Annotated in this window: 24 protein-coding genes; 12 read left to right on the forward strand and 12 right to left on the reverse strand. The window is 67.4% G+C overall.

Annotation, left to right across the window (positions count from 1 at the left end):
• Nucleotides 1–82 precede the first annotated feature (82 nt).
• Nucleotides 83–1,717 (forward strand): AMP-binding protein, encoded by a 1,635-nt coding sequence (locus ACWDSI_RS14625; RefSeq protein ID WP_449756962.1) that lies wholly within the window; start codon nt 83–85, stop codon nt 1,715–1,717.
• Nucleotides 1,718–1,805: 88 nt separating this feature from the next.
• Here ACWDSI_RS14625 and ACWDSI_RS14630 read toward each other — a convergent pair whose 3' ends face one another.
• Entirely contained in the window at nt 1,806–3,080 is a 1,275-nt protein-coding gene (locus ACWDSI_RS14630) for an SLC13 family permease (protein WP_449756963.1), read from the reverse strand.
• Between the two features lie 18 nt (nt 3,081–3,098).
• Entirely contained in the window at nt 3,099–4,748 is a 1,650-nt protein-coding gene (locus tag ACWDSI_RS14635) for an MFS transporter (protein WP_449756964.1), read from the reverse strand.
• A gap of 186 nt (nt 4,749–4,934) precedes the next feature.
• Between ACWDSI_RS14635 and ACWDSI_RS14640 the strand changes: the two genes are divergently transcribed.
• Nucleotides 4,935–5,072 (forward strand): hypothetical protein, encoded by a 138-nt coding sequence (locus ACWDSI_RS14640; RefSeq protein ID WP_449756965.1) that lies wholly within the window; start codon nt 4,935–4,937, stop codon nt 5,070–5,072.
• 22 nt (nt 5,073–5,094) lie between these two features.
• Here ACWDSI_RS14640 and ACWDSI_RS14645 read toward each other — a convergent pair whose 3' ends face one another.
• The 5 genes from ACWDSI_RS14645 to ACWDSI_RS14665 form a co-directional block, all read right to left on the reverse strand.
• Nucleotides 5,095–5,526 (reverse strand): DUF6918 family protein, encoded by a 432-nt coding sequence (locus tag ACWDSI_RS14645; RefSeq protein WP_449745836.1) that lies wholly within the window; start codon nt 5,524–5,526, stop codon nt 5,095–5,097.
• Between the two features lie 73 nt (nt 5,527–5,599).
• A complete protein-coding gene (locus ACWDSI_RS14650; RefSeq protein ID WP_449756966.1) occupies nt 5,600–6,463 on the reverse strand; it encodes a MaoC/PaaZ C-terminal domain-containing protein in 864 nt (287 codons plus the stop codon).
• Between the two features lie 3 nt (nt 6,464–6,466).
• On the reverse strand, nt 6,467–8,233 hold the full coding sequence (gene kstD, locus ACWDSI_RS14655) for a 3-oxosteroid 1-dehydrogenase (RefSeq protein WP_449757000.1): 1,767 nt from the start codon (nt 8,231–8,233) through the stop codon (nt 6,467–6,469).
• Nucleotides 8,234–8,385: 152 nt separating this feature from the next.
• Nucleotides 8,386–9,654: a CaiB/BaiF CoA transferase family protein gene (locus ACWDSI_RS14660; protein WP_449756967.1), complete on the reverse strand. Its 1,269-nt coding sequence runs from the start codon at nt 9,652–9,654 to the stop codon at nt 8,386–8,388.
• 29 nt (nt 9,655–9,683) lie between these two features.
• The gene (locus ACWDSI_RS14665) at nt 9,684–10,898 is read right to left on the reverse strand and encodes an NADH:flavin oxidoreductase (protein WP_449756968.1); all 1,215 of its coding nucleotides are present in this window, start codon (nt 10,896–10,898) and stop codon (nt 9,684–9,686) included.
• A 96-nt stretch (nt 10,899–10,994) separates the two neighbouring features.
• On the opposite strand from ACWDSI_RS14665, the gene ACWDSI_RS14670 reads away from it, so the two are divergent.
• From ACWDSI_RS14670 to dmpG, 4 genes are all read left to right on the forward strand, one after another.
• Nucleotides 10,995–11,855: an SDR family oxidoreductase gene (locus tag ACWDSI_RS14670; protein ID WP_449756969.1), complete on the forward strand. Its 861-nt coding sequence runs from the start codon at nt 10,995–10,997 to the stop codon at nt 11,853–11,855.
• A gap of 100 nt (nt 11,856–11,955) precedes the next feature.
• Nucleotides 11,956–12,744 carry a 2-keto-4-pentenoate hydratase gene (locus ACWDSI_RS14675; RefSeq protein ID WP_449756970.1) on the forward strand — a complete coding sequence of 263 codons (789 nt, stop codon included), beginning with the start codon at nt 11,956–11,958 and terminating at the stop codon, nt 12,742–12,744.
• Between the two features lie 17 nt (nt 12,745–12,761).
• Nucleotides 12,762–13,664, forward strand: coding sequence for an acetaldehyde dehydrogenase (acetylating) (locus ACWDSI_RS14680; protein WP_449756971.1), 903 nt, complete (start codon nt 12,762–12,764; stop codon nt 13,662–13,664).
• Nucleotides 13,661–14,737, forward strand: coding sequence for a 4-hydroxy-2-oxovalerate aldolase (gene dmpG, locus ACWDSI_RS14685; protein WP_449745828.1), 1,077 nt, complete (start codon nt 13,661–13,663; stop codon nt 14,735–14,737). Before ACWDSI_RS14680 ends, dmpG begins: the two co-directional genes overlap by 4 nt.
• Nucleotides 14,738–14,864: 127 nt before the next feature.
• Here dmpG and ACWDSI_RS14690 read toward each other — a convergent pair whose 3' ends face one another.
• The 3 genes from ACWDSI_RS14690 to ACWDSI_RS14700 form a co-directional block, all read right to left on the reverse strand.
• Nucleotides 14,865–15,791, reverse strand: coding sequence for a hypothetical protein (locus tag ACWDSI_RS14690; protein WP_449756972.1), 927 nt, complete (start codon nt 15,789–15,791; stop codon nt 14,865–14,867).
• A 187-nt stretch (nt 15,792–15,978) separates the two neighbouring features.
• Nucleotides 15,979–16,782, reverse strand: a complete 804-nt coding sequence (locus ACWDSI_RS14695; RefSeq protein WP_449745825.1) for a VOC family protein — start codon at nt 16,780–16,782, stop codon at nt 15,979–15,981.
• A gap of 74 nt (nt 16,783–16,856) precedes the next feature.
• Nucleotides 16,857–17,777 (reverse strand): LysR family transcriptional regulator, encoded by a 921-nt coding sequence (locus tag ACWDSI_RS14700; protein WP_449757001.1) that lies wholly within the window; start codon nt 17,775–17,777, stop codon nt 16,857–16,859.
• Nucleotides 17,778–17,876: 99 nt separating this feature from the next.
• Here ACWDSI_RS14700 and ACWDSI_RS14705 point away from each other — a divergent pair, with 99 nt between their 5' ends.
• Both ACWDSI_RS14705 and ACWDSI_RS14710 read left to right on the forward strand, forming a co-directional pair.
• Nucleotides 17,877–19,043 (forward strand): TDT family transporter, encoded by a 1,167-nt coding sequence (locus ACWDSI_RS14705; protein WP_449756973.1) that lies wholly within the window; start codon nt 17,877–17,879, stop codon nt 19,041–19,043.
• Nucleotides 19,040–19,657, forward strand: a complete 618-nt coding sequence (locus ACWDSI_RS14710) for a hypothetical protein (RefSeq protein WP_449756974.1) — start codon at nt 19,040–19,042, stop codon at nt 19,655–19,657. The genes ACWDSI_RS14705 and ACWDSI_RS14710 overlap by 4 nt, the downstream gene beginning before the upstream one ends.
• Here the strand turns inward: ACWDSI_RS14710 and ACWDSI_RS14715 are convergent.
• Together ACWDSI_RS14715 and ACWDSI_RS14720 are read right to left on the reverse strand one after the other, a co-directional pair.
• A complete protein-coding gene (locus ACWDSI_RS14715; RefSeq protein ID WP_449756975.1) occupies nt 19,611–20,009 on the reverse strand; it encodes a hypothetical protein in 399 nt (132 codons plus the stop codon). The two genes, ACWDSI_RS14710 and ACWDSI_RS14715, sit on opposite strands and share 47 nt — an antisense overlap.
• Nucleotides 20,010–20,013: 4 nt before the next feature.
• A complete protein-coding gene (locus tag ACWDSI_RS14720; protein ID WP_449745821.1) occupies nt 20,014–21,234 on the reverse strand; it encodes a Rieske 2Fe-2S domain-containing protein in 1,221 nt (406 codons plus the stop codon).
• Nucleotides 21,235–21,481: 247 nt separating this feature from the next.
• On the opposite strand from ACWDSI_RS14720, the gene hsaA reads away from it, so the two are divergent.
• The 4 genes from hsaA to ACWDSI_RS14740 are packed head-to-tail and all read left to right on the forward strand — an operon-like array spanning nt 21,482 to nt 25,476.
• A complete protein-coding gene (gene hsaA, locus ACWDSI_RS14725) occupies nt 21,482–22,702 on the forward strand; it encodes a 3-hydroxy-9,10-secoandrosta-1,3,5(10)-triene-9,17-dione monooxygenase oxygenase subunit (RefSeq protein ID WP_449756976.1) in 1,221 nt (406 codons plus the stop codon).
• Nucleotides 22,703–22,729: 27 nt separating this feature from the next.
• Complete coding sequence (gene hsaC, locus ACWDSI_RS14730; RefSeq protein WP_449756977.1) at nt 22,730–23,644, forward strand: iron-dependent extradiol dioxygenase HsaC; 915 nt, start codon at nt 22,730–22,732, stop codon at nt 23,642–23,644.
• A 21-nt stretch (nt 23,645–23,665) separates the two neighbouring features.
• The gene (hsaB, locus tag ACWDSI_RS14735) at nt 23,666–24,238 is read left to right on the forward strand and encodes a 3-hydroxy-9,10-secoandrosta-1,3,5(10)-triene-9,17-dione monooxygenase reductase subunit (protein WP_449745818.1); all 573 of its coding nucleotides are present in this window, start codon (nt 23,666–23,668) and stop codon (nt 24,236–24,238) included.
• Nucleotides 24,235–25,476 (forward strand): hypothetical protein, encoded by a 1,242-nt coding sequence (locus ACWDSI_RS14740; protein ID WP_449756978.1) that lies wholly within the window; start codon nt 24,235–24,237, stop codon nt 25,474–25,476. Before hsaB ends, ACWDSI_RS14740 begins: the two co-directional genes overlap by 4 nt.
• Nucleotides 25,477–25,496 lie beyond the last annotated feature (20 nt).

Genomic DNA, 25,496 nt, shown 5'->3' on the forward strand with positions numbered 1-25,496 from the left:
ACCGAACCACCCCGACCACCGAACCACCCCGACCACCGAACCACACAGTCACTGTCATTCCACCGACGAGGAGGCCGGAACGATGAAGTTCAACCTGGCAGATGTTTTCGAAACCGTCGCCGATTCCGTGCCGGACCGGATCGCGGTGAGTTACCAGGGACGCCAGATCAGCTACGCCGAGCTTGACCGGCTCGCCACGCAGGTGGCACACATGTTCGCCGCCAACGGCATCGGCGCCGACGACCACGTGTCGCTGTTCCTCAAGAACAGCGTCGAACATGTCACCAGCCTGCTCGGCCTGCTGAAGATCCGAGCGGTCCCGGTGAACATCAACTACCGCTACACCACCACCGAGCTGCACTACATCTTCGACAACTCCGATTCGTGCGCCGTGGTCGTCGAACTGCCCGAACACCAGCGCAGCCTGGCGCAGCTACTCGGCGAACTCCCGCTGGTGCGTACCGTTTTCGTGATCGGCGACGTTGTCGACGACCTCGTGACCGCGGCAGCCGGACTGCCCGGTGACCGGACGGTGAACGTCGTGACCTTCGCTGACTACGAAACCGCTTCGGCGGAGCGGGATTTCGAACCGCGCACCGGCGACGAACACTATCTGCTCTACACCGGGGGAACCACGGGATACCCGAAAGGCGTCATCTGGCGACACGACGACTTCTTCCGCAAACCCATCTCCGGCGGCAATCCCTACGGCGAGGCCCGCCGTGATCTCGCCGAACTCGGTGCCGCGGTCAAGGATTTCCCGTCCATCGCGTTCAACATCGCGGCGCCCCTGATGCACGGCGCCGCGTCGTACTCGCTGTTCACCTTCCTCACCCTCGGCGGTCGGCTGGTGTTGATGCGCGACTTCGACCCCTCGGCGATCGTCACCGGCATCGAGGAGGAGAAGATCCAGATCGTCCTGATCGTGGGAGATGCGATGGGGATGCCGCTGGTGGAAGAGCTCGAGCGGCGCGCCGGGGAGGTGGATCTGTCCTCGCTGTTCTCGATCACCTCCGGTGGTGCCATCTGGTCGCAGCACGTGCGCGAACGGATGGCGGCGGTCAAACCGGATCTGGTGCTGCGCGACAACTTCGGCGCCTCCGAATCGGGCAACGACGGCGAGATCTTGATGGACGACAACGGCAACCTGCGGGTTCCGCCGACCGAGAAGATGATGGTCGTCGACGAACGCCTGACGCCGATCGAACCGGGGTCCGGCGATGTCGGCTACATCGCGCGCATCGGCAACGTCCCGCTGGGCTACTACAAGGACGAGGAGAAGTCCGCCAAGACGTTCCCGACCTTGCCCGACGGGCGACGCGTGTCGATTCTCGGGGACATGGGCACCGTGGAGGCCGACGGCACCATCGTGTTCCTCGGCCGCGGCTCCCAGTGCATCAACACCGGCGGCGAGAAGGTGTACGCCGAGGAGGTCGAGGCCACCCTGCATGCACATCCCGCGGTGGCCGACGCGCTGGTGGTGCCAGTGCCCGACCCGCGCTACGGGCAACGGGTGGCCGCCGTGGTCACGGTGGCCGACGGATTCGCCGAACCGTCCCTGGAGGAACTGCAGGACCATTGCCGGGAATCGTTGGCCGGCTACAAGGTTCCCCGTGCGGTGGTGTTCGTCGACGAGGTCAAACGCACGCCCGCCGGTAAGGCCGACTACAAGTGGGCCAAGAACGCCGCGGCGGTGGGGGCGACCGCAGTGGTGTAGCGGGATGGTGCCATAAAGATCACCGCTCAGAGGAGCGGACTGCACCGGTACCACCCGACCTTCGCTGCGGTGACCTTTCTGGATGCTCTCACATCCAGAGCCCGACCCACAGCGCGAGCACCGCCGCTACCAGCGTCGGCGGCACCGACACCACGCCCAGCGCCAGGTGGGTGCGCGATCGCGGGGGTATGGATTGTCGGCGTAACACGTCGCGCCACAACAGATTCGCCAGCGAGCCGAAATACGTGAGATTCGGGCCGATGTTCACGCCGATCAGCACGGCCAGCACGAGAGCGGGCTGGTGGGCGACCAGCGGGACCAGCAGCAGCGTGGCGGGCAGATTGTTGAGCAGATTGGCCAGCACCGCGGCCAGGGCCGCCGCGCCGAGCAGTGCGAGTAGACCGGTGCCCGTGGGTAGCAGGTGGGCGACCAGGTCGCCCACCGACCCCTCGCGGACCGGCAGGATGATGACACCCAGCGCCGCGACGAAGACGAGAAACGGCACGTTGAGCGCCGAGATCGTCCGCTGCACCGCCGCACCCGGTGCCCTGCGCAGCGACGGAATCACCATCACCACCGCACCGATCGTCGCCACGAGATACAGCGGTATGCCGAGCGGTTCGGCCACGACGAACGCCACCAGCAACACCACGAGCGCGGCCAGAGCGGCACGGGTGGAGCGGCTCGGTGCCGCGATCCCCGCACCGGTGTCGGGCGCAGAGGCCACGGCGGCGCGTCGACTCAGTTGCTCGGCGAAGAACCAACGAAACACCAAGTACTCCACCACGACGGCCGCCATGAAGGGGGCGGCCATCAGGCCGGTGAAGCGCGCGAAGCTCAGGCCCGTGGCACCGAAGGCCAGCAGGTTGGTGAGGTTGGAGATCGGCAGCAACGTCGACGCGCTGTTGGCGAGATGGCTGTTGGCCATACCGATCGGGGCCACCGCCACGCCCACCCGGCGCGCGGCCAGAACCGCCACCGGAGTGAGCAACACGGTGGTGGTGTCCAGGCTCAGCACGGCCGTGGTGAGCGCGGCCACCACGAACACGATCTGCAGCAACCGAATCGGTGAGCCGCGGCACGCGCCCGAGATCACTCCGCCCACCCAGTCGAAAACACCTGCCTCCGAACAGATGTCGGCGATCACCAACATGGCCGCCAGGAAGACGATGGTGGGGCCGATGCCGGTCATCTCGGTGCGGGCCGCCGCCACGGTGGTCAGCCCGACAACCAGCACCCCGATCGCGGCGGCCACGGCCACCAGCGCAGTCATCACGCGGCCCGTCGACAGGGTGGTCACGATCACCACGAGCAGGATCGCGACCGACACGATGGTGCCCAGCGGTGTGTGGACCCCGATCACCGTGCCGAGCGTACGCCGTCAGGTGTCCGCGTTGGCGTCCCAACCGAATTTGTTCTCGCCGGCCACCGGTTCGGAGTCGGCCTCGAGTGCGACCACCCGGCGCGGGGCGAGCCAGACGAGTACGAGGGATCCGGCGATGAGCACGGCACCGAGGATGACGCACGCCTGATTCATCGGGGTGATGAAGGCGGTGCGCGCCCCGTCGAGGATGGCTCCGGCTAGGTCGCCTGCCTGCGCGGGCAGCCGGTCGGCGACCGCCGTCGCCTCGGCCAGCGATTTGGAGATGCTGGTGGCGGCGTCGCCCGCCTGCGTGATGAGCGCCTGCCCGCCTGCGGTATCGCCCGCGGCGATGCGCTGCTGCCCGGCGGCGGTGAGTTGTGTGCGCGCGAGGTCGGCGGTGGCGCTGACGCGTGTGGTGTACCCGGCCGCGAGCAGCGAGCCGGCCAAGGCGATGCCGATGGCGGCGCCGAACTCGCGGGCGGTGTCGTTCACCGCCGACCCCACACCCTGGTTCTCCAGTGGGGTGTTGCTCATGATCGCGGTGGTCGACGGTGCGGTGGCCAGTCCGATACCCACGGCGACGAGCGCGAGCATCCACGCCATCATCCAGTACTCGTCGTAGTCCACCAGGCCGAGCGCCAGCAGTCCCGTACCCGCGATCAGGATGCCGCCGGACAGCACGAAGCGCAGCGAGTGGAAGCGCACCGCCAGCCAGTTGCCGACGAGCGCGAACACGCTGACGCCGATCACCATCGGCATCAGCGCGAAAGCCGAACGCAGCGGCGAGTATCCGAACACCAGCTGCAGCCGCTGCAGAAGGAGGTAGAAGGCTCCGAAGGAGGCGAAGAACTGCAGCATCACCGACAATGCGCCTGATCCGAAGGCGCGGTTGGTGAACAGTCGGACGTCGAGAAGCTGGTGCGGGCTCCTGAGTTCCACCAGGCAGAACGCCACCAGCAACACCACACCGCCGACGAGGCCCACCAGCACCAGCGGATCGGCCCAGCCGCGGTGCGGTGCCTCCAGCAGGCCGAAGATCACTCCGGTGACGCCGAGGATCGACAGCGCCGACCCGAGCACGTCGAAACGCTTGGGTTCGTCGTCGCGCGACGACCCGATGGTGACGCAGAGCGCGGCGACCAGTGCTGCCGAGGCCGCGAAGGTGATGAAGATCGAATGCCACGAGAAAAACAGGAGCAGCACACCGGTGACGAAGAATCCGGCGATCGCCCCGGCGCCGGCCACCGCGGCCCAGATGCTGACACCGAGACTGCGCTTGTCCGACGGCACCCCGGAGGTGATCAGCGACAGGGTGGTGGGCATGATCAGCGCGGCGCCCGCCCCGGCGAGCACGCGGGTGCCGATCAGCTGCGTGGGGTTGGCGCTCCAGATGGCCAGCAGCGACGCCACGGCGAAGACGATGAGGCCGATCACCAGGATTTCGCGACGCCCGTACCGGTCGCCGATCGCACCCGCCGGCAGCAGCAGGGCGGCCAGTGCGAGTGTGTATCCGTCGGCGATCCACGTCATCTTTCCCGCGTCGGCGCCGATGTCGACGGCGATGTCGGCGAGGGCTGTGTTGAGGGCCGCCATCGCGGCCACCACCATGCTGACGGCCGCGCAGGCGATGAAGATCAGCCATGCCGCCCGCAGGCCGGTGCGGTTCATACCGAACACGGTGTTCCGGCCTCGACGGCGTGGCGACGGCCCAAGTGGGTCGTTTGTGCGACACGCGGCGCGGGAATCACGCCACGCGACGCACCATGTGACACATTTATCACTGTAGTAACAAACCCGGCGAGGTGTCGCCGCCACCTGGACGGCACCGATCCGGACAACCGAAAGTGAGAGATCATGGCCTCACCCCAGGTCGCATCTTCACGAACCACCGAGGCCCCGGTCCGGGTCCACGTGTGGCGAATCCTGTCGATGCTGGCAGCCCTGGTGCTGGTCATCGTCGGCTTGCTGCTCATCCTCACCTCTGCCGCCTAGCGCGTCTCAGGTTGCATGCCGGTCAGCCGGCATGCTTCTCAATGGCGGCACCGACTCCCGGAAGTGCTTCGGCGACATAGCCTTTGGCCTTGCCCCGGAGCGATTTGTACGCCTTGGCCAGGGTTGGCCTGGCACCGCCCACCTGATCATCGGTCACCTGCAGCAGCGCCTCGGTCGCGGCATCGGAGTTCGCGGCCAGGTGATCGCCGAAGGCCACCCCGGCAGGCTTGGAATCCCAGAAGGGTGCCAGTGCAGTCAGGAAGTCGGGGAGCATCTGATCGGTCGCGCGGGCGACGATGTCGGGCTTGACCTTCTGCACCGCGCCGTAGGCCGCCTTGACCGCGGCACCGCCGAGTCCCTTCTGCTTGGACACCTCGGTATCGATGACGCCGGTCAGGTCGGCCACCGTGGCGGCGCGGTCGGTGTCGAGCAGGGACTGCAGCGAGTCGGTCATCGCATCTCTTTCGTCGTCCGCGGCATCGCGCGGTGGGCACGGATTTCCGGAGATGACCCTATCCCGGCCGGGTTCAGTCCGTGATGGCGCAGATCACATTGCCGAGCGCGGGTGCGCCGTCGCGCTCGGCGACCGTGGCGGTCACCATCGGGCCACCCTGCTCGTCCCAGATCTGCACGTCGAGGGTCTCGCCGGGAAACACGACGCCGGCGAAGGTTGCGGCGTAGTCACCCAGGCGGGTCACGTCGCCGTCGAGGACGGAGTCGACGATGGCGCGGCACACCAGCCCGTAGGTACACAGTCCGTGCAGGATGGGTCTCGGGAACCCGGCCCGCCTCGCGAAGTCGGGGTCGGAGTGCAACGGGTTGCGGTCGCCGCACAACCGGTACAGCAACGCCTGGTTGGGCAGCGTCGGCACCGTGAGCAGGTGGTCGGGCTCGCGGTCGGGGTAGGCGATCCGGCTCGACGCCCCGCGTTCGCCGCCGAATCCGCCCTCGCCCTTGGCGAAGATGGAGGACCGCTCGGTCCACAGCGGTGTGCCGGTGTCGTCGACGGTTACCCCTTCCTGGATGATCACCGCCGCGGATCCCTTGTCCTGCACCTCGACGATGCGCTTGCGCGTGGTGGCCTTACCCGCCGGGGGCAACGGCCGGTGCACGATCACCTGCTGGCTGCCGTGCACCACCTTCGCGAGGTCGATGTCGATCCCGGGGAACGACACGGTCGGTGCCTCGGTGGCGTGGAAACCCGCCGCGACCGTCGCGAAGGTCGGCAGCACCTTGGGGTCGGCGTCGTCGACATAGCGCAGACCCTCGGGGTCCATCGGATCGGCGGCCGCGCCGACCGCGAGGTGATAGAGCGCGACGTCCGAGGCGGACCACGAGAAGGTCACCTCGGGGAGTTCGGCGCCGACGGCGACGGACGGATCGATGGGCACCGGTCACACTCCTGATTCGGTGGGGGACGGGGATTCGGTGGGGGATGTGGTGGGGGACGGGACCTCGCCACGGGCATGTTCCGCGGCGTCGAGGGCGGCGAGATAGCCGAAGACGAGTGCGGGTCCGATGGTGGCGCCCGGCCCGGCGTAGGTGTGGCCCATCACCGGCGCGCTGGTGTTGCCCGCGGCGTAGAGGCCGTCGATCACCGAACCGTCGGCGCGCAGCGCACGTCCGGCGGCGTCGGTGTCGATACCGCCCTTGGTACCCAGGTCGCCGGGCACCATCCGCACCGCGTAATACGGGGCCTTGGCGACCTCGCCGAGGCTCGGATTCGGCTTGTGCGTGATGTCGCCGTAGTAGTGGTCGTAGCCGCTGCGGCCTCGGCCGAAGTCTTCGTCGACGCCTTTCCTGGCGAATCCGTTGAACCGTTGTGTGGTGGCTGTGAGCGCGTCGGCGGGCACCCCCATCTTCTCGGCCAGCGCGGAGAGGGTGTCGGCCTTGACCACCACCCCGGACTCGTACCATTTGCGGGGCAACGGTTGCCGCGCGTTGATGCCGGCGAACAGGTACCGGTTGCGGCAGGTCTGGTCGAACACCAGCCAGGACGGCACATTGCGGCCGGGCCCCTCGCCCTGGCCGAATTCGCCGCCGTACATCTGATGCACCGCCTCGACGTAGGGCAGCGACTCGTTCATGAAGCGCTCACCGCGTTCGTTGACCATGAATGTGCCGGGCACCGCCCGTTCGGAGAGCGCGAACCACGGGCCCCGCGGCAGGGGGATGGTCGGACCCCACCACGCGTCGTCCATCAGCGAGACCGCGGCACCGATCTTGAGTCCGGCGTTGATGCCGTCGCCGGTGTTCGACGGTGCGCCGGTGGTCCACTCCGAGCCGATCGGTTCGCGCTGGTATTTGCGCCGCATCTCGGCGTTGTGCTCGAAACCCCCGCAGGCCAGGATCACCCCGTGCCGGGCCCGGATCGGCACCCGCGTGCCGTCGGATTCGGCGATCACACCCACCACGCGGTCGTTCTCGGTGACGAGGTCGACGAGTGCCGTGTTCAGCCGCAGTGGTACCCCGGCACGGCGCACGCCGAGGAGCAGTTCGGCGGTGAGCGCCGCTCCCATCGCGATGAGCTTCTTGCCCCGTGTGCGCGCCCAGAAGAACCGGCCGCCCACCTTGGCCATGCGCAGCGGGCCGCGCCAGTGCCGCAGTCCCGTGTTGAGCCATCGGTAATCCGATTGCAGCACAACCATGTTGAGCGGCGCCTTGGTGTACTGGGGATGCAGCGTGTCGAGGTCGGCACCCAGTGCGCGCGCGTCGAAGGGTCGCGGCTCGATGCTGCGCCCACCGAGTCTGCCGCCGGGTGCCTCCGGGTAATAGTCGGAGTAGTTCTTCACCCATTCCAGGTCGAGAGGGGCGTGGTCCATCAGGAAGTCGAGCGCTTCGGGGCCGCGGTCGATGTACGCGTCGATCCGGTCGGGGCGGGCGTGGTCGCCGATGATCGCCCGGACGTACTCCCGGGCCGCTTCCGGTGTGTCGTGCACGCCGTCGCGGCGCAGGACCGAATTGTTGGGGATCCACACGCCGCCGCCGGACCGCGATGTCGATCCGCCCCAATACGCCGACTTCTCGATGATCACCGCCCGCAGTCCGTTCGCGGCGGCGGTGATCGCCGCGCTCATCCCGGCGGCGCCGGCGCCCACCACGATGACGTCGTACGTCTGGTCACTGCCGTCCGGGGCACTGCTGTCCGATCGGGGGCGCATTCCCGCGGCTGCGTCGGCCATCGATGAGTTCCTTCCACCGCAACTGAAACGTGTTCTCATCAAAAATTAGAACACGTTACAGAATTGCTGCGCCAGTGCCCGCGTGTCCCGGGCGTCCACAGCGCGCGGTCGGCGACCTCGGCCGGTACTGCTCAGCCGAGGATTCCGCGCTCGCGCAACGCGCTGATCTGATCGGGGAGGTAACCCATCGCGGCGAGCACGTCGTCGGTGTCGGCGCCACGCGGCACGGCGGGCCGTGGGGGCCGGGCGGCGGAGCGACCGAGTGACAGCGGGACCCCGATACCCCGGTACTCCTCGGTGTCGATGAACAGGTCACGATGCCGGACCTGCGGTTCGTTCAGTGCCGCGGCGACGTCGTTGACCGGACTCGACGCGACGCCCGCCGCGTCGAGGCGCGCGGCCAGATCGGCGCGTGGCCACGACGACACCGCCTCGCCGAGAATCAAGATGAGTTCGTCCTGATGTGCGTGGCGTGCGCCGTTGGTCGCGAATCGTGCGTCGCCCGCCAGATCATCGAGTCCGAGAACTCCGACGAGAGCGGCGAATTGGCGGTCGTTGCCCGCGCTGATGAACACGTCGCCGTCGGCGGCGTGAAACACCTGATAGGGGACGAGCGTGGGATGGACGTCGCCGGTGCGCACCGGCACCGTGCCGTTGGCGGTCCAGTTCGCCGAATGGGGATGCAGGATGGAGATCACCGCGTCGAGCAGCGCGACGTCGACGATCTGGCCGCGGCCGCTGCGGGTGCGCTCGAACAGTGCGAGCAGGGTGCCGGAGAACGCCATGTTGGCGGCCACGAGGTCGACGATGGGCACGCCCACCCGAAGCGGGTTGCGGTCGGGATAGCCGTTGATGCTCATCAGGCCGCCAAAGCTCTGCAGTACCGCGTCGTAGCCGGGGGCGCCGCCCATCGGCCCGTCGACGCCGTAGCCGGTAATGCGGGTGTAGACCAGGCCCGGATTGCGTTCGGCGAGGACGGTGTCGTAGTCGAATCCCCAGCGGGCCAGGGTGCCCGCCTTGAAATTCTCGATCACCACATCGGCGACGTCGAGCAATTCGCCGAGCACCGCCTTTCCTTCGTCGCTGCGCAGGTCGAGGCAGATGTTGTCCTTGCTGTGGTTCATGCCGGTGTAGTAGGCGCTGCTGTCGGCGGACACGAACGGCGGTCCCCAACCGCGTGTTTCGTCGCCGCTCGGTGCCTCCACCTTGAGGACCTCGGCGCCCTGGTCGGCGAGCATCTGCGCGGCCAGCGGGCCGGCCAGAACCCGGCTCAGGTCCAGTACGCGGAGTCCGGCGAGTGCGCCGGAGTTGTCGGGGTCGTCGGCCCCACGCCACGCGGCGCGGCCGTCAATCGCGGGAGCCGGCCCCCCGCCGGTGGATACGCCATCGCTTACGGTCACGCGTCATCGTATCCGCGGGTCGACGGGGCTCATCGGTGGGTGGGTGAGGCCAGCACGCACCGCGTACCCCGGAAGATCGTGGGCATGCACTTGTTGCAATGAATGCACAACGAACGGGTGGAGTTCTCGGCCGCGATGCGGTTGATCAGATCGGGTTCGCGCAACAGCGCTCGGGCCATGGCGACGAACTCGAAACCCTCGGCCATCGCGCGGTCCATCCCGTCCTTGTCGGTCACCCCACCGAGCAGCACGAGCGGCATCTGCACGGCGTCCCGGATCTGGCGTGCCTCGTCGAGCAGGAACAGATCCCGGTAGGGATACTCCCGGATGAAGTGCTTGCCGACCATCGTGATGCCCGCGCGCATCACCGGTGGCATGATCGCGCCGAACTCGTGCACCGGTGCGTCGCCCCGGAACAGGTACATCGGGTTGAGCAGCGAACTGCCCACGGTCAGCTCGATCGCGTCGAGATTGCCGTCGTCCTCCAGCCAGCGCGCCACCTCGATGGCCTCGTCGAGCCAGAATCCGCCCGGCACGCCATCATCCATGTTCAACTTCGCCAGCACGGCGATCCGGTCGCCCGCCGCGCGACGCACCTCGCCGGCGGTTTCCCGGACGAGTCGCGCACGGTTGGCGAGGCTGCCGCCGTAGCGGTCCTCGCGATGATTGAGCTTCGGGCTGAGAAACGAACTGGCGAAATAGTTGTGCCCGAAGTGAATCTCGACGGCGTCGAATCCGGCGTCGATGGCCAGGCGGGTGGCGGTTCCGTGCGCTTGTCGGATGCGCTCGATGTCGGCGAGGGTGGCGGCATGGACGATCTGTGGGCCCATCGGGTTGAGGCGGCGCGACGACGACAGCGCCCGCACCCCGTTCGACTTGCCGTTGGCCACCGGGCCGGCGTGCCCGATCTGGGCCGATGCGGCCGCTCCGTGCGCATGTACCGCGTCGGTGAGCCGCCGTAAACCGGGCACGGCCTCGTCGCGCATCCAGAGCTGGTTGGCCTCGGTACGGCCCTCCGGGGCCACCGCGCAGTACGCCACGGTGGTCATGCCGGCCCCGCCGGCGGCGACGCGACGGTGGAACTCGATGAGATCGTCGCTGACCAGTGCGCCCGGCGACATGTGTTCGAAGGTGGCCGACTTGATGATGCGGTTGCGCAGCGTGACCGGGCCGAGGGTGGCGGGTGCGAGCGGATCGGGGGGCGGCGTCGGGGTGCGTGAGATGCGGCTCGGCGGCGCGGACATGGATGGAGCGCATCATCTTTGTTCTAGTGTGTCAACGGTCTCGGCGCGGTGCGTTACCCGGTCCCGCCGAGTTCCAAGCGGTTGAAGGAGATTCGGATGGGTGTGTACGCGGTGACCGGCTCGGCGTCCGGGATGGGTTCGGAGGTGGTGAGAAAGCTTCGCGCCCAGGGTCATACGGTGATCGGAGTTGACGTCAAGGAGGCCGAGGTCGTCGCCGATCTGTCGACGGCGCAGGGCCGGCGGACCGCGGTGACGGCGGTGCTCGAGAAGAGCGGCGGGGTACTCGACGGCGCGGTGCTCGCGGCCGGGCTGGGACCCGATCCGGGCAAGGAGCGGATGCGGCTGCTCGCGGAGGTGAACTACCTGGGAGTGGTCGAACTGCTCGAAGGGTGGCGTCCGACGCTGGCCGAGGCCGACGAGGCGAAGGTGGTGGTGTTCTCGAGCAACTCGACCACCACCGTGCCGGTGGTGCCGCGGCGGACCGTCAAGGCCTACCTCGACCGCGACATCGACAAGGTGCTCACGTCGATCCGCATCTTCGGATCGAAGGGTGCGCCGCCGATGGCGTATGCGGGGTCGAAGATCGCCGTCAGCCGCTGGGTGCGGCGCGCGGCCGTCAGCCCCGAGTGGGCCGGTGAGGGTATCCGGCTCAACGCGCTGGCCCCCGGCGCCATCATGACCCCGCTGCTCGAGCATCAGCTGTCGGCACCCTCGGGCAAGGCCGTCAACAGTTTTCCGGTCCCGATCGGTGGATTCGGCAATGCCGGACAACTCGCCGACTGGGTGGTGTTCATGCTGTCGGACGCCGCCGACTTCCTGTGCGGCAGCGTGGTCTTCGTCGACGGCGGAACGGATGCGTACTTCCGCTCCGACGATTGGCCGCGGCCGGTCCCGGTGCGCGGACTGCTCCGCTACGGGCTGCGCTTCCGCGGCTTCGGTCGCCGTCGCCGCGACTGACCCGACCCGGCTCCCGCGAATGTCCTGCGGACGTGAGGTACCGCGCAGGTAGAACATGTTCTAAAATAGAACACGTTCACCTGACTGAGGAGCACACGAAATGGCCGTCGACCAGGCATTACGCGAGCAGATCGCCGCCGACCTGTGGGACGCGGAACGGACGGCTACCGCCATCGACCCCCCGACCGTCGCTCATCCCGACCTCGACGTGGTGGACGCCTACGAGATCCAGCTCATCAACATCCGCAAGCGACTCGACGCCGGTGCGCAGGTGGCCGGCCACAAGGTGGGCCTCGCCTCGGAGGCGATGCAGAAGATGATGGGTGTCGACGAACCGGACTACGGGCACCTGCTCGACGAGATGAAGTATCTCGAGCGCACGCCCATCGACACCTCCACCCTCTGTTTCCCGCGGGTGGAGGTGGAGGTCGGGTTCATCCTGGGGGCCGATCTACCCGGGGCGGGCTGCACCAACGAGGACGTGATCGACGCCGTCGAATGGGTGGTGCCGTCGATCGAACTCATCGACTCACGCATCCGGGACTGGAAGATCAGCCTCTGCGACACCATCGCCGACAACGCGTCGTCGTGCGGATGGATCCTGGGGGAACAGCGAGTGCCGATCGCCGACATCGACACCGGGGATGTGGAGGCCACGCTGCACCGCAACGGTGAGGTGGCGGCCAAGGGCAATTCGTCCGCGGTGCTGGGACATCCACTCAACGCGGTGAGCTGGCTGGCACGGAAGGTGGAGGGCTTCGGTGTACGTCTGCGCAAGGGCGACCTCATCCTGCCCGGCACCGCGACGCGTGCCATCGACATCGCACCCGGCGACCACTTCGTCGCCGAATTCACCGGAATCGGTTCGGTGACACTGGATTTCACGTGAGTAGAGGAGACCACGACGTGGCCAAACTGACCGCAGCCATCATCGGATCGGGCAACATCGGCACCGACCTGATGTACAAGCTCGAGCGATCCGAGACGATCGAACCCCGCTGGATGGTGGGGATCGACGCCGACTCCGAAGGGATGAAACGGGCTGCCGACCACGGCCTGATCACCATGAGCGGCGGTGCCGACGAACTGCTCGGCAGTTCCGAACGCCCCGACCTCATCTTCGAGGCCACCTCGGCCTACGTGCACCGTGAGTATGCGCCTCGCTACGAAGCGGCCGGAATCGTCGCCGTCGATCTGACCCCCGCCGCCGTCGGTCCTGCGGTGGTGCCGCCGGCCAACCTGCGCGAGCACCTCGACGCACCCAACACCAACATGATCACCTGCGGCGGCCAGGCCACCATTCCGATGGTGCACGCGGTCAGTTCGATTGTCCCCGTGCCGTATGCGGAGATCGTGGCCTCGGTGGCGTCGGTCTCGGCAGGCCCGGGAACCCGCGCCAACATCGACGAGTTCACCCGCACCACGTCGAAGGGAGTCGAGACCATCGGCGGCGCCGACCGGGGCAAGGCGATCATCGTCCTCAACCCCGCCGACCCGCCGATGATCATGCGCGACACCATCTTCTGCGCGATCCCCGCCGACGCCGACACCGATGCGATCGCCGAGTCGATCCACAAGCGGGAGAAGGAGATCCAGTCCTACGTGCCCGGCTACCGATTGTTGCAGGATCCGCAGTTCGATCCGCCGAGTGTGATCAACGGCGGCCACGCGCGGGTATCCATCTTCGTCGAGGTGGAAGGTGCGGGCGATTTCCTGCCGCCCTACGCCGGCAACCTCGACATCATGACCGCCGCCGCCACCAAGGTCGGCGAAGAGATCGCGAAACAGAAACTGGGAGTCTCGGTATGACCATCACTCATGAGGGTCTGATGGCCCACGCGCGGCCCTACTCCGACACCCTTGACATCCGGATCACCGACTCGTCCCTGCGCGACGGCAGCCATCACAAGCGCCACCAGTTCACCACCGACGACGTGCGTGCCATCGTCGGAGCGCTCGACACCGCGGGTGTGCCGGTGATCGAGGTGACCCACGGCGACGGTCTCGGCGGGTCGTCGTTCAACTACGGGTTCTCCAAAACCCCTGAACAGCAACTGATCAAGGCCGCCGCGGAAACCGCGACACGCGCCAAGATCGCGTTCCTCATGCTGCCGGGGCTCGGCACCAAGGACGACATCCGCGCCGCCCAGGACAACGGCGGTCAGATCTGCCGGATCGCCACGCACTGCACCGAGGCCGACGTGTCCATCCAGCACTTCGGACTCGCCCGCGACCTGGGTCTGGAGACCGTCGGATTCCTGATGATGAGCCACAGCCAGCCGCCGGAGGTGCTGGCACAGCAGGCGCGGATCATGGCCGACGCGGGCTGCCAGTGTGTGTACGTCGTCGACTCGGCGGGTGCGCTGGTGCTCGAGCAGGTCACCGACAGGGTGGCCGCACTCGTCGCCGAACTCGGCGACGACGCCCAGGTGGGCTTCCACGGGCACGAGAACCTCGACATCGCCGTCGCGAATTCGATCAACGCGGTGCGTGCCGGAGCGCAGCAGATCGACGGCTCCATCCGCCGCTTCGGCGCCGGGGCGGGCAACACACCCACCGAGGCGTTCGTGGGTGTGTGCGACAAACTCGGCATCCGCACCGGCATCGACTTCATGAAGATCGCCGACGCCGCCCAAGACGTCGTCCGCCCGGTGATGCCCAGCGAATGCCTCGTCGACCGGTCGGCGATGATGATGGGCTACGCGGGCTGCTACAGCTCGTTCCTCAAGCATGCCGAGGGGCACGCCGAGCGCTACGGGGTGTCGGCGGCCGACATCCTCATCGAGGCCGGCAACCGAAAACTGGTCGGCGGCCAGGAAGATCAGCTCATCGACATCGCGCTGGAACTGAAGAAGAAGGCCGACGCCAACGCCGGAGTCTGAACGCGCGGGCGCGAGCGAAGCGCCACACGCGGGTCGAATCGGTAAACGCGGGACGAATCGGTAAACGCGGTCGGTACAGCCACCGCGTCTACCGATTCGTCCCGCGTTCATGTGTGTCGCCGACTCGTCACACCACCACCAGCTTGAGATGCACGAGCCACTCATGGACCTTTCGCACCATGGTGCTGTGTTCGAGGTCGGCCCAGATCCACCGCACCACCATGATTCCCATGCCGCGCAGCGCGTCCTCGCGCCGCTTCTCACGCAATACCGCCGCGGTCACGTCCTCGCCGGGGCGGAGGTGCTTCTGATACTTCACCGCCCCGTCGAATTCGCCGACGAGCCGTCCGGCCCAGTCGAAGTCGGTACGGGCCACGAGCCCACCGTCGATATCACGGAACTCGTGTTGAAGTCGTGGAAGCGGGAGACCGGCCTCGATCAGCTGGGCGCGACTCCAGGATTCGCCGGGGCTCTCGGCCTTTCCGTCGGCATGATGCAGTGCGCGGCGCGCGACCGTGACCCCGCGTCGGGTGGCGCGCAGCAACCGCTCCATCGTGGCGCGGCACGCTCCGAGGCGCAGCGCGGCGTCGAAAGCCGCCAGTGCCCCGGCGAATCCCATCGTTGCGGTACAGGCGACGTCGACCGCGGTGTACTCGAGCGACGTGATCAGGATTCCATCGATCTCGACGATGTGATCCGGTGGGATCACCCCGACATGATCGTGCCGGGTGGCGCTCCGGGTTCCACCCGCGGCCGATCCCGTGGTGGCGTGGATTCGGCGCAAACCCGGCTTGAGCATGGGGACCCGGTGCATGACAACCGCCGACTGGTGGCTGACCACCGAACTGAGCCGACCGAGTCGAGCCGTGGCGATGACGGCGAGACGGTGAAGTTCTTCAGGGCTGCGGTCGGTGACGGGCGCGAAGGCGCCCCGCACCACACGCACGATGTCGCCACGCCGACAGCTCCGGCGCAGATCCTCGTCGGTGAAGCCCTCGGCGATGCAGGTGTCGCGGTAGATGAGTCCGTGCGCGTCGATCGGAAGCGAAGTCATGCGTCATTGGACGCATGCGGCGCCTCGTGGGCTCCCGACAATGTGAACGCGGGACGAATCGGTACACGCGGTTGGTACAGCACCCGCGTCTACCAACTCGCGCCGCGTCTACCGACTCGCGCCGCGTCTACCAACTCGCGCCGCGTCTACCGACTCGCGCCGCGTTGACGTCGGAACGGGCCGGCGGCTACATCCCGGCCGGCGGATGGCCCAGGCTGATCGCCGCGCCAAACGGATCGACGATCGTTGCCAGCGTTCCGTACGGAGTGTCGGTGGGCGGCATCATCACCGAACCGCCGAGTCTCTCCGCCGTCACTGTGGAAGCCGCGACGTCGTCGACACAGATGTAGACCTGCCAGAACGACGGCATTTCGGCCGGGAACAGGTTGGTGGCATCCATGATGCCGCCGTACGCGGTGTCGCCGAAGAACAGTTGCGAGTAACGCAGCGGATTGCCCGGCTCGACCACCTCGACCGAACTGTTGTCGAAAACCATGTCGGCGCGGGCACCGACCACCTCGGTGTAGAAGGCCACCGACGCCGGGAAGTCCTGGCTCGAACACTCGAACCAATACGGAGCCCCGTGCACGCCCCATTCGGCGAATCCCTTGTGCTTGTCCGACTTCCAGAACCCGACGACGGCCCCCGCGCTGTCGAAGGCGACCATCATCGTGCCCTCCTCTCCGACGTCCATCGGCGGCACCATGATCGATCCGCCCGCCGCCTCGACCGCCTTGACGGTGGCGTCGGGATCGTCGGTGCGCAGATAGATCGTCCACACGTCGGAGGCGCCCTCCGGCGACATCACCGGACCCATTCCCGCGACGCGGTTGCCGTTCAGCCGGAAGTTGCGATAGCCGCCGAAGTCCGGGTTGGGTGCCTCGGCCTCCCAGCCGAACAATTCGCCATAGAAATCCTGTGCCTTGTCGGGGTCGCTGCTCATCAGGTCGAACCAGATGGGCGCGCCCAGCGGGGCGGAGTACTCGGTCATGTGAAGTCCTTTCGGAGCCTGGGCTCGGCCGTGCCGGATGCTGACACGGGTGAGACCTCGATTCTCGCCGAAACTCATCGGTCTGATGCGCGACCGGCCAATGTCGCGACGTGGGTGAGGAAGTCGCGGGCCGCGCCCGCGCGGGGCTCGCGTCCGCCGATCCACACCGCGCGCAGTGCACGACGCAGGTCGATACCGGAGACGGGCACCTCGACGAGCCGGCGGCCGAGATCGTCGCGCACCGACAGATCCGACAGCACCGCGGGTCCGGCGCCGGCGATCACGGCCGAGCGCACCGCCGCGGTCGTCGACAGTTCGAGCACCGGTTGCGCTCGGGGGACGTCCGCGCCGACGGCACCGCTCAGCACGCGGTCGAGGAACAGGCGTGTTCCGGAACCGGATTCGCGGGTCACCAGCGATGTGCGCGCCAGTTCGTCCGCGTCGACCGCGCTGCGTCGACGGGCCCAGGGATGCTCCGGCGGGACGACGAGCACCAGGGTGTCGTCGGCGACGACGCGGCTGTGCACGCCGGGAACGACCTCGGGGCCCTCCACGAATCCGAGTTCGACGTCGCCGGCCCGGACCAGCTCGCAGGCATGTTCGGAGTTCGTCGCGGTGAACGACACCGTGGGTGCCTGTTCGAGGCTGCGTCCGAACGACACCAACCATTGCGGCAGGAGGTGTTCGGCCACCGTCAGGCTTGCGGCCAGGCGCAACTCGTCGCGTCGTTCCCCGCGCAGCGCGGCGAGTCCGGCGTCGAACTCCGATGCCAGGCCCAGGAGTCGATCGGCCCACTCCGACACCAGGATTCCGGCTTCAGTGGGCGTGGTGCCGGTGGGCGATCGGGTGAGCAACGAGATCCCGAGCGTCGCCTCCAGCGCGCGCATCCGCGCCGACACGGCCTGCTGTGTGATGCCCAGTTCGCGCGCGGCGGCGTTGAGGCTGCCGGTGGTGACCACGGCGAGCAACGTCTCCAATGACGGCAGGTCGGGCATGCGCGGGCTCAACACCACGCCAGGTTACAACCTCTGGTTGTGACCCCTACAGAGAATGGGCCTCTACCTGCCGTAGCGCTGTTCGGCGACCGTTGACGTATGACCGACCGTGGACCTACGACGCTGCGCGAACCACTCGCCCCGAGTGGCATACCGCGACCCGAACGGTGGAGCCGCGACCATTTCGCCCACATTCCGCCCAACTGGTTCGCGGCGGTCATGGGTACCGGGATCGTCGCGATCGCGGCACACGCGCTCGGACACAGCCGCCTGCTGGAGGCGGTGTCGATCCTGTTCTGGCTGCTCGCGTGCGCCGTGTACGCCGCGGTGATCTCCGCGACGGTGATGCACTGGCGCCGCCATCCCGACGCCGCGCGAGCCCACCTGCGCCATCCGGTGGTGGCGCACTTCTACGGCGCCGTGCCGATGGCGACGCTGACCGTCGGCACCTCGACCCTGGTCGCGGGCACCCACGTGGTGGGGCCGCGCATCGCGCTCGCCGTCGACCTGGTGTGCTTCACGGCCGGCACCATCGGCGCGGTGGGTACCGCGGTGATGATTCCGGCCCGTCACCTGCTCGGTCACGCCGACCGGCGCGGGGAGCCGTTCGGCGGGTGGCTGATGTCGGTGGTGGCGCCGATGGTGTCGGCCTCGGCGGCCGCGGTTCTCGCCGGGGCGCTGGACTCGGCCGACGCGCGCCGCGCGATGCTGCTGATCGGGTCGGCGGCCTTCGTGCTCTCGCTGGTCCTCGCCGCACCCATCCTGGTCGTGGTGCTGCGGGCGCTGGTGACGACGGGAACGGGCCCCGCCGGTCTGGCACCCACGTGGTGGATCGTGCTCGGGCCGCTCGGACAGTCGGCCACCGCTGCGTGTCTGCTCGCCCATCTCGCCACCGAGGTGACCGGACCGTCATCGACCGCGACCATCGTCGGCCTCGCCCACGTTTACGCCCTCACGGTGTGGGGTGCCGCGGTGATCTGGATCGTCGTCGCCACCACCATCACCGTGCGATCGGTGCGCCGCGGCCTACCGTTCGGGCTGACGTGGTGGTCGTTCACCTTTCCGCTGGGAACCTTCGTCACCGGCTCGGCGGCCCTGGCCGCCACCACGGGCGGGCCGGCGTTCGCCGCGGCTGCGGCCGCGGGCTTCACCTGCCTTCTCCTGGCCTGGGTGATGGTCGCGGTCCGCACAGTCGCCGGGATCGTCGACGGCCGGTTGCTCACCGCACCCGCGCCGGCGTCGGCCCGTGGCACGCTGGGACGGTGAGCACCAGCGTCCCAGAAGAGTCCAGGTCCGACGGACTGCTCGATGCGATTCGCCCCTACCTGTGGCCGGCGATCGCGGTCGCCGGGCTGGCGATCGTCGTCTGCAGCCAGGTGACCTGGGGATACTCGGACGAGGGGGTGCGATTACACGTCACGGGCCTTGGCGGGGTGAGCGCCGACGCGGCGGCGAGCGACGACGTGCGGGCCTTCTTCGGCCAGTACACGCGGCGACCCGGTCTGGCCACGCTCGCACTCGGTGTGGTGGCGATGCTCGCCGGACTGCTCGGGTGGTGGCGCCCGGTCCGCGGCCATCGGAAAGTGGCGTCGCTGCTGGGCGTCGTGGGCGCGGCGTCGGGGGTGGCCGTGATCGTTCTCGCCGTCCGGGTGATCTCCGATCCGTTCGGAAAGCTATTCGCGCCCAACGTGATCGACGCGGTCGAGGGTGACGTGACGTCGTTTCACACCGGGTGGGGGGTGATCGCCACGCTGGTGTTCGGGGTGCTCGCGACGATCGCCGGGATCGCAGCTGCGGCAACGACCGTCATGGGAGCGGCGGATTCGCCCGACCTCACCAGTAGCCGTCCGGATCGACCTCGGGCGACTCGATTGGAATGATGCCCTCGGCGACACCGTGATCGATGCTCGCCGACAATCGCGGGCAGGTCGGCATCATCGCCGGATTGCCGCCGCTGCGGCGTAGCGTCTCGAGCGCGTCACACCGGTTCTGCGCCGCGGTGTTCCACTGCACGCTGGTGTGATGCGGTCCGGTCTTCTTGACCAGCACACACGCGTGGCAGGAGCGGCACTCGATCTCGGTCATGCCGCCGCGCAGGTAGTGGTCGCGGTCGCGGGCGGTGGCCGCGTGGACCCGGGCCGCTCGCTGCGGATCGTCGTGGAAGTCGGGGGCCTTGGCCCAGCCGGGGTCGTGAAGGTGGGACGGCGATGCCCGGTTGGTGGCCCGCGTCATGTGCTCACACTCCCGAGTCGGCGGTCTGGGCGGCCGCCTCGTCCTGTTCTTTGCGCCGGCGCAGGTTCTCCTGGACCTCGATGTTCCAGTTCTCCACGGCCTTGGTGGTGTCGATCTCGTACTCGAACCGCTGTGTCATCTCGTCGGTGACGTCGGACTTGTCGACGTAGAACTGCTCGTACCAGCGGCGCAGCTGATACACCGGGCCGTCCTCCTCGACGAGGAGGGGATTGTCGATGCGCGTCTTGTTCTTCCAGATCTCCACGTCCTGCAGGAATCCCACCTCGATTCCCGCCGAGATCTTCTTCGCCATCTTCTGCGCCTGCTCGGCGGTGAGTCCCTCAGGGACCTTCGCCATCACCCCGTACATCAACACGAACGAATTCGCGTCGATCGGATAGTGGCAGTTCGTCAGCACGGTCTCGATGGTGAACTCGCCGTAGTACTGCACGATCGGGTTGAGCATGTAGGACGGACCGTAATAGGCAGCCATCGACTCGAGCCGCGAATTGGCGTAGTTGGAGCCGAACTCGATGTCGGGGCGCCCGTGGGAGTTCATGTACTGCGCCGCGGTCTCGCCCTCGAACACGTTCTTGAAGTAGTCGGGGAGCGCGTAATGCACGTAGAAGAAGTGCGCCATGTCGACGACGTTGTCGATGATTTCGCGACAGTTGGAACCCTCGATCACCATCCGATTCCACGTCCAGCCGGTCCATTCGTCGGTCCCGAATTCGGCCAGCTCGGGGATCACGCAGTCCTCGGGGGGAGGATTCCCCTCGGGATCGTTGTAGACGAAGACCTGTCCGTTGCGGATCATCGCCGGCCAGGTGCGCGTCTTGGCCAGTTTCGGATTGCGTTTGGCGTACGGCACGCCCGCGCACCTGCCGTTGCCCTTCCACAGCCATCCGTGGAACGGGCAGGCCACATTGCCGTCGCGCAGCGTTCCCTGGCTCAGGTCGCCCCCCATGTGGCGGCAGTAGGCGTCGATCGCGTTGACCGTCGGGCCGCCGTCGGTGCCGTCGTGGGTGATCCAGACCGCGAGTTTGGTACCGAACACCGTGATCGAGTGGGGCGCACCGTCGTCGAACTCCTCGACGAGGCCCAGGCAGTGCCAGCCGCGTGCGAATCGTGACGGCGGGGTTCCGGTGTCGATCTCCCGAACGTCGTCCGAACCCGGTGCCGGACGGCCTCCGGGTGCCGCCGTGGGCTGTGGCGTGACGGTCATCAGTGGCTCTCCTTGCTGCTCGGTCCGGACCGATCTGCGGCCGGTACTCGTGGCGGCGTGGGCGGGATACGCACATCCCGAATACTAGAACATGTTACAAAAACTGTGTTCCGGTTGAACCCCGTCGGCTCGATCGGGGCAGTACATGGGGCCAAAGTCCCGGTCCTCGACAGAAACGAGAACGTGTTCTAATCTCGGTTCACGGGACAACCCCCGAACATCGGACCACCAGGCAGGAGCGGGCGAAATGCCAGCACAACAACTGATCGAGCAGGAGGAGACGTCGGCAGCCGATCGCGCGCAGGCCGCGGCGCAGGTTCTCGAGCAGATCAACACTCTGCTCCCGGAGATCGAGCAACGCGCCCAGTACACCGAGGATCTTCGGAGGGTCCCGGACGAGAATGTCGAGTTGCTTCGCGATGCCGGGTTCTTCAAGCTCATGCAGCCCGCCCAGTGGGGTGGCTACCAGACCGATCCGGTCACCTTCTACGAAGCGGTGCGCAGGATCGCCACCGCGTGCGGGTCGACGGGCTGGGTGGCCGGCATCATCGGCATCCACAACTGGCATCTGGCGTTGTTCGATCAGCAGGCACAGGAGGATGTGTGGGGTTCGGATGCCTCGGTCCGGGTCTCGTCGTCCTACGCGCCGATGGGGATGGGCCAGGTGGTCGACGGGGGTTACCTGGTCAACGGTTCATGGGCGTGGTCGTCGGGGTGTGACATCGCCGACTGGACATTCGTCGGCGGACCGGTCATCAAGGACGGCAAGCCGGTGGACTTCGTGAGCTTCCTGATCCCACGGTCGGACTACACCATCAAGGACGTGTGGAACGTGGTGGGGCTGCGCGGCACCGGGTCGAACACCCTCGAGGTCAAGGACGTGTTCGTACCCACCCACCGGATGCTGAGCTATCGCACCATGGGAATGGGCCAGGCGCCCGGGCTCGAACGCAACACCGCGCCCGTGTACAAGATGCCCTGGGGCACCATCCATCCCACCACGATCTCCACCCCGATCGTCGGGATGGCCTACGGCGCCTACGCCGCCCACGTGGAGCATCAGGGCAAGCGGGTGCGTGCGGCCTACGCGGGCGAGAAGGCCAAGGACGATCCCTATGCCAAGGTGCGAATCGCCCACGCGGCCAGTGACATCGACGCGGCGTGGCGACAACTCTCGGGCAATCTGCAGTCCGAATACGATCTGATCGTCGCGGGGGAGGAGATCCCGATGGAGTTGCGTCTGGCCGCCCGCCGCGACCAGGTGCGCGCCACCGGGCGTGCCATCGAGGCCATCGACCTGCTCTTCGAGAACTCCGGCGCCACCGCACTGGAGAACGGCACACCGATCCAGCGGTTCTGGCGCGACGCGCACGCCGGCCGGGTACACGCCGCCAACGACCCCGAACGGGCCTACGTCGCCTTCGGCAACGGCGAATTCGGCCTGCCCATCGGGGACACGATGGTCTGAGTGGCCGCCAGTCAGGAGAGAAACACCATGGATACCAGTCCGATCCGGACGCTCGGATACATGCGTATCGAGGCCACCGACGTCGATGCCTGGCGCGAGTACGGTCTCAAGGTGCTCGGCATGGTGGAGGGCAAGGGACTCGTCGACGGCGCACTCTATCTGCGGATGGACGACTTTCCGGCCCGGCTCGTCATCGAACCGTCCGACCGCGACCACCTCGGTAGCTCCGGCTGGGAATGCGCGAATGCGCAAGCGCTGCAGGAGGTACGGGATAGGCTCTCGTCAGCCGGGGTGATCTATCGGGAAGGCAAGGACGAGGAGCGAGCCGACCGTCGGGTGGACGAGATGATCGTGTTCACCGACCCGGCGGGCAACACCCTGGAGGCCTTCCACGGTGCCGCCCTGGAACATCGACGCGTGGTGAGTCCCTACGGCCACCAATTCGTCACCGGCGAGCAGGGACTCGGGCATGTGGTGCTCACCTGCGACGACGACAAGGCGGCGCTGGCGTTCTACCGGGACGTGCTCGGCTTCAAACTGCGGGATTCGATGCGGCTGCCACCGCAAGTGGTGGGGCGTGAAGAAGGCGACGAGGTGCCGTGGCTGCGGTTCCTCGGCTGCAATCCGCGACACCATTCGCTGGCCTTCCTGCCCATCCCGAACGCGACGGGTATCGTCCACCTCATGGTGGAGGTGCGTAATTCCGACGACGTCGGACTCTGCCTGGACCGTGCGTTACGGCGTAAGGTCCCGATGTCGGCGACACTGGGCAGGCACGTCAACGACCTGATGCTCTCGTTCTACATGAAGACGCCGGGCGGATTCGATGTCGAATACGGTTGTGAGGGACGCCAAGTGGACGACGGCGACTGGATTGCCAGGGAGAGCACCGCGGTGAGTCTGTGGGGACACGACTTCACCGTCGGATTCAAGAATCAGTGACCGGGAGGCAGTGGCGTATCGATGTCCCAGACACCGTACGGGTCAAGTGAATTCGATACCCGCCAGTTCCGCACCGCGATGGGCCAGTTCTGTACCGGCGTCACCGTCATCACCACCATCAACGCCGACGGCGACCCGGTCGGTTTCGCCTGCCAGTCGTTCGCGGCGCTCTCCCTCGACCCGCCGCTGGTGTTGTTCTGTCCGCAGAAGACCTCCCGCACCTGGCGGGTGATCGAGGACAAGGGGATGTTCTGCGTCAACGTGCTGTCCAACCGGCAGCAGAACGTGAGCGCATCCTTCGGCGCACCCGGTGAGGACAAGTTCGCGGGAATCACCTGGGACCCGTCGCCGGGCGGGTTGCCGGTGATCCGTCATGCCCTGACGTGGGTGGAGTGTTCGGTGGACCGTGTGGAGGACGGCGGCGATCACCACATCGTCATCGGCCGGGCGCGCACGCTCGGGGAGGTGCTGCAGGACAAACCACTGCTCTTCTACCGCGGCGGCTATCTGTCCACCGAGCATCCGCGGGTCACTCCGGCCCAGGCCGAGTTGGAGAACTTCCTCACCTGGACCGGAGGCGACACCTGGCTATGACCCGCTCGCTGCCCGTCGACGATGACGGCACGGGGACCGATGCCACCGGGCCCGCGGTGACCGATCCGTTCACCGATGCGATCACCGAGGCCGGAAAACTGATCGCCTCGTGCGGGATCGCGCGCACCGAGCAGGATCTGGCCGAAGGCTACGACTACCTCGCCGGAAGCATCGCCGCGGTCGGGCAACTGGTCCGGGCCAGGGAACTCTCCCATCCCCACTTCGTCACCTCGACCGGCCCGTACACCAAGATGGGCCTCGACAACCCGGACACGCTCTACTACCACGCCGACGTGGAACCGACCGGCACCTACCGGGTCTGGGGCCGGCGAGGCACCACGGTCGATCTGAGTTTCCAGGTACTGCGTGGCGATTACAGCCCGACCGAAGTGCCCGGCGGCGACGACGCCTTCGACGACCGTCGGATCCCGATCGCCGCCGACGGCTCGTTCTCGATCAGCTTCGGTCCGCCCCGCGACGACCCACCGACCGGCTACTTCGTGCTCGGTGAGGGTGCCTCGATGCTCGCGGTGCGCGAGGTCTATTCGGCGTGGTCGGAGGTCAAGGGCATGATCGCGATCGAACGCACCGACACGGTGGGCACGGCCCCGGCCGAACCCGACCTCGCGCGGGTGACCCGCCGTTACGCCACCGCCGGGAAGATGTTGCTGGCCCGGATGCACACCTGGTTGAACTTTCCGAAGTGGTTCTACCTCGACGAACCCGTCAACACCTTCACACCGCCGCGGCGCACACCGGGCGGGCTGGCCACGCAGTACTCCTCGGTGGGCCACTATCGGCTCGACGACAACGAGGCGATGATCATCACCGTGCCGAAATCGGCTGCGCCCTATCAGGGATTCCAACTCGGCAGCATGTGGTACATCTCGCTGGACTACGTCAACCACCAGACCAGTCTCAACACCGCGCAGGCGCAGGTGGACCCGGACGGAATGATCCGCATGGTGGTGGCCCATCGCAACCCCGGGGTGGCCAATTGGATCGAGACCACCGGCCGCGAGACCGGGATCATGCAGGTCCGGTGGCAGCGGCTCGGCGGGAGCGATACCGAAAGCCCGTCGATCCCACCGGACTCGGGCCCCACGGCGCAAGTCGTCGATGTCGGCGACGTCGATGTCCATCTGCCGTACCTGGCGCACAATCGCATCGATGCATCCGCGTGGTCGCAGCGAATCACTCTGCGACAAAGGTCTTTTGCCGAACGGATGCTGGGATGACGGGGATGCTGGGATGACGG

This window comes from Gordonia sp. NPDC003429 (assembly GCF_053588575.1).

Bases quoted from the DNA above. Each gene is read 5' to 3' on its own strand.
- ACWDSI_RS14740 (WP_449756978.1), top strand. From the start codon at position 24,235: ATGACCCGCTCGCTGCCCGTCGACGATGACGGCACGGGGACCGATGCC.
- hsaA (WP_449756976.1), top strand. From the start codon at position 21,482: ATGCCAGCACAACAACTGATCGAGCAGGAGGAGACGTCGGCAGCCGAT.
- ACWDSI_RS14670 (WP_449756969.1), top strand. From the start codon at position 10,995: ATGGGTGTGTACGCGGTGACCGGCTCGGCGTCCGGGATGGGTTCGGAG.
- ACWDSI_RS14695 (WP_449745825.1), bottom strand. From the start codon at position 16,782: ATGACCGAGTACTCCGCCCCGCTGGGCGCGCCCATCTGGTTCGACCTG.
- kstD (WP_449757000.1), bottom strand. From the start codon at position 8,233: ATGCGCCCCCGATCGGACAGCAGTGCCCCGGACGGCAGTGACCAGACG.
- ACWDSI_RS14675 (WP_449756970.1), top strand. From the start codon at position 11,956: ATGGCCGTCGACCAGGCATTACGCGAGCAGATCGCCGCCGACCTGTGG.
- ACWDSI_RS14705 (WP_449756973.1), top strand. From the start codon at position 17,877: ATGACCGACCGTGGACCTACGACGCTGCGCGAACCACTCGCCCCGAGT.
- ACWDSI_RS14635 (WP_449756964.1), bottom strand. From the start codon at position 4,748: ATGAACCGCACCGGCCTGCGGGCGGCATGGCTGATCTTCATCGCCTGC.
- ACWDSI_RS14640 (WP_449756965.1), top strand. From the start codon at position 4,935: ATGGCCTCACCCCAGGTCGCATCTTCACGAACCACCGAGGCCCCGGTC.
- ACWDSI_RS14700 (WP_449757001.1), bottom strand. From the start codon at position 17,777: ATGCCCGACCTGCCGTCATTGGAGACGTTGCTCGCCGTGGTCACCACC.
- hsaB (WP_449745818.1), top strand. From the start codon at position 23,666: ATGTCCCAGACACCGTACGGGTCAAGTGAATTCGATACCCGCCAGTTC.
- ACWDSI_RS14690 (WP_449756972.1), bottom strand. From the start codon at position 15,791: ATGACTTCGCTTCCGATCGACGCGCACGGACTCATCTACCGCGACACC.
- ACWDSI_RS14720 (WP_449745821.1), bottom strand. From the start codon at position 21,234: ATGACCGTCACGCCACAGCCCACGGCGGCACCCGGAGGCCGTCCGGCA.
- ACWDSI_RS14665 (WP_449756968.1), bottom strand. From the start codon at position 10,898: ATGTCCGCGCCGCCGAGCCGCATCTCACGCACCCCGACGCCGCCCCCC.
- ACWDSI_RS14715 (WP_449756975.1), bottom strand. From the start codon at position 20,009: ATGACGCGGGCCACCAACCGGGCATCGCCGTCCCACCTTCACGACCCC.
- dmpG (WP_449745828.1), top strand. From the start codon at position 13,661: ATGACCATCACTCATGAGGGTCTGATGGCCCACGCGCGGCCCTACTCC.
- ACWDSI_RS14645 (WP_449745836.1), bottom strand. From the start codon at position 5,526: ATGACCGACTCGCTGCAGTCCCTGCTCGACACCGACCGCGCCGCCACG.
- ACWDSI_RS14625 (WP_449756962.1), top strand. From the start codon at position 83: ATGAAGTTCAACCTGGCAGATGTTTTCGAAACCGTCGCCGATTCCGTG.
- hsaC (WP_449756977.1), top strand. From the start codon at position 22,730: ATGGATACCAGTCCGATCCGGACGCTCGGATACATGCGTATCGAGGCC.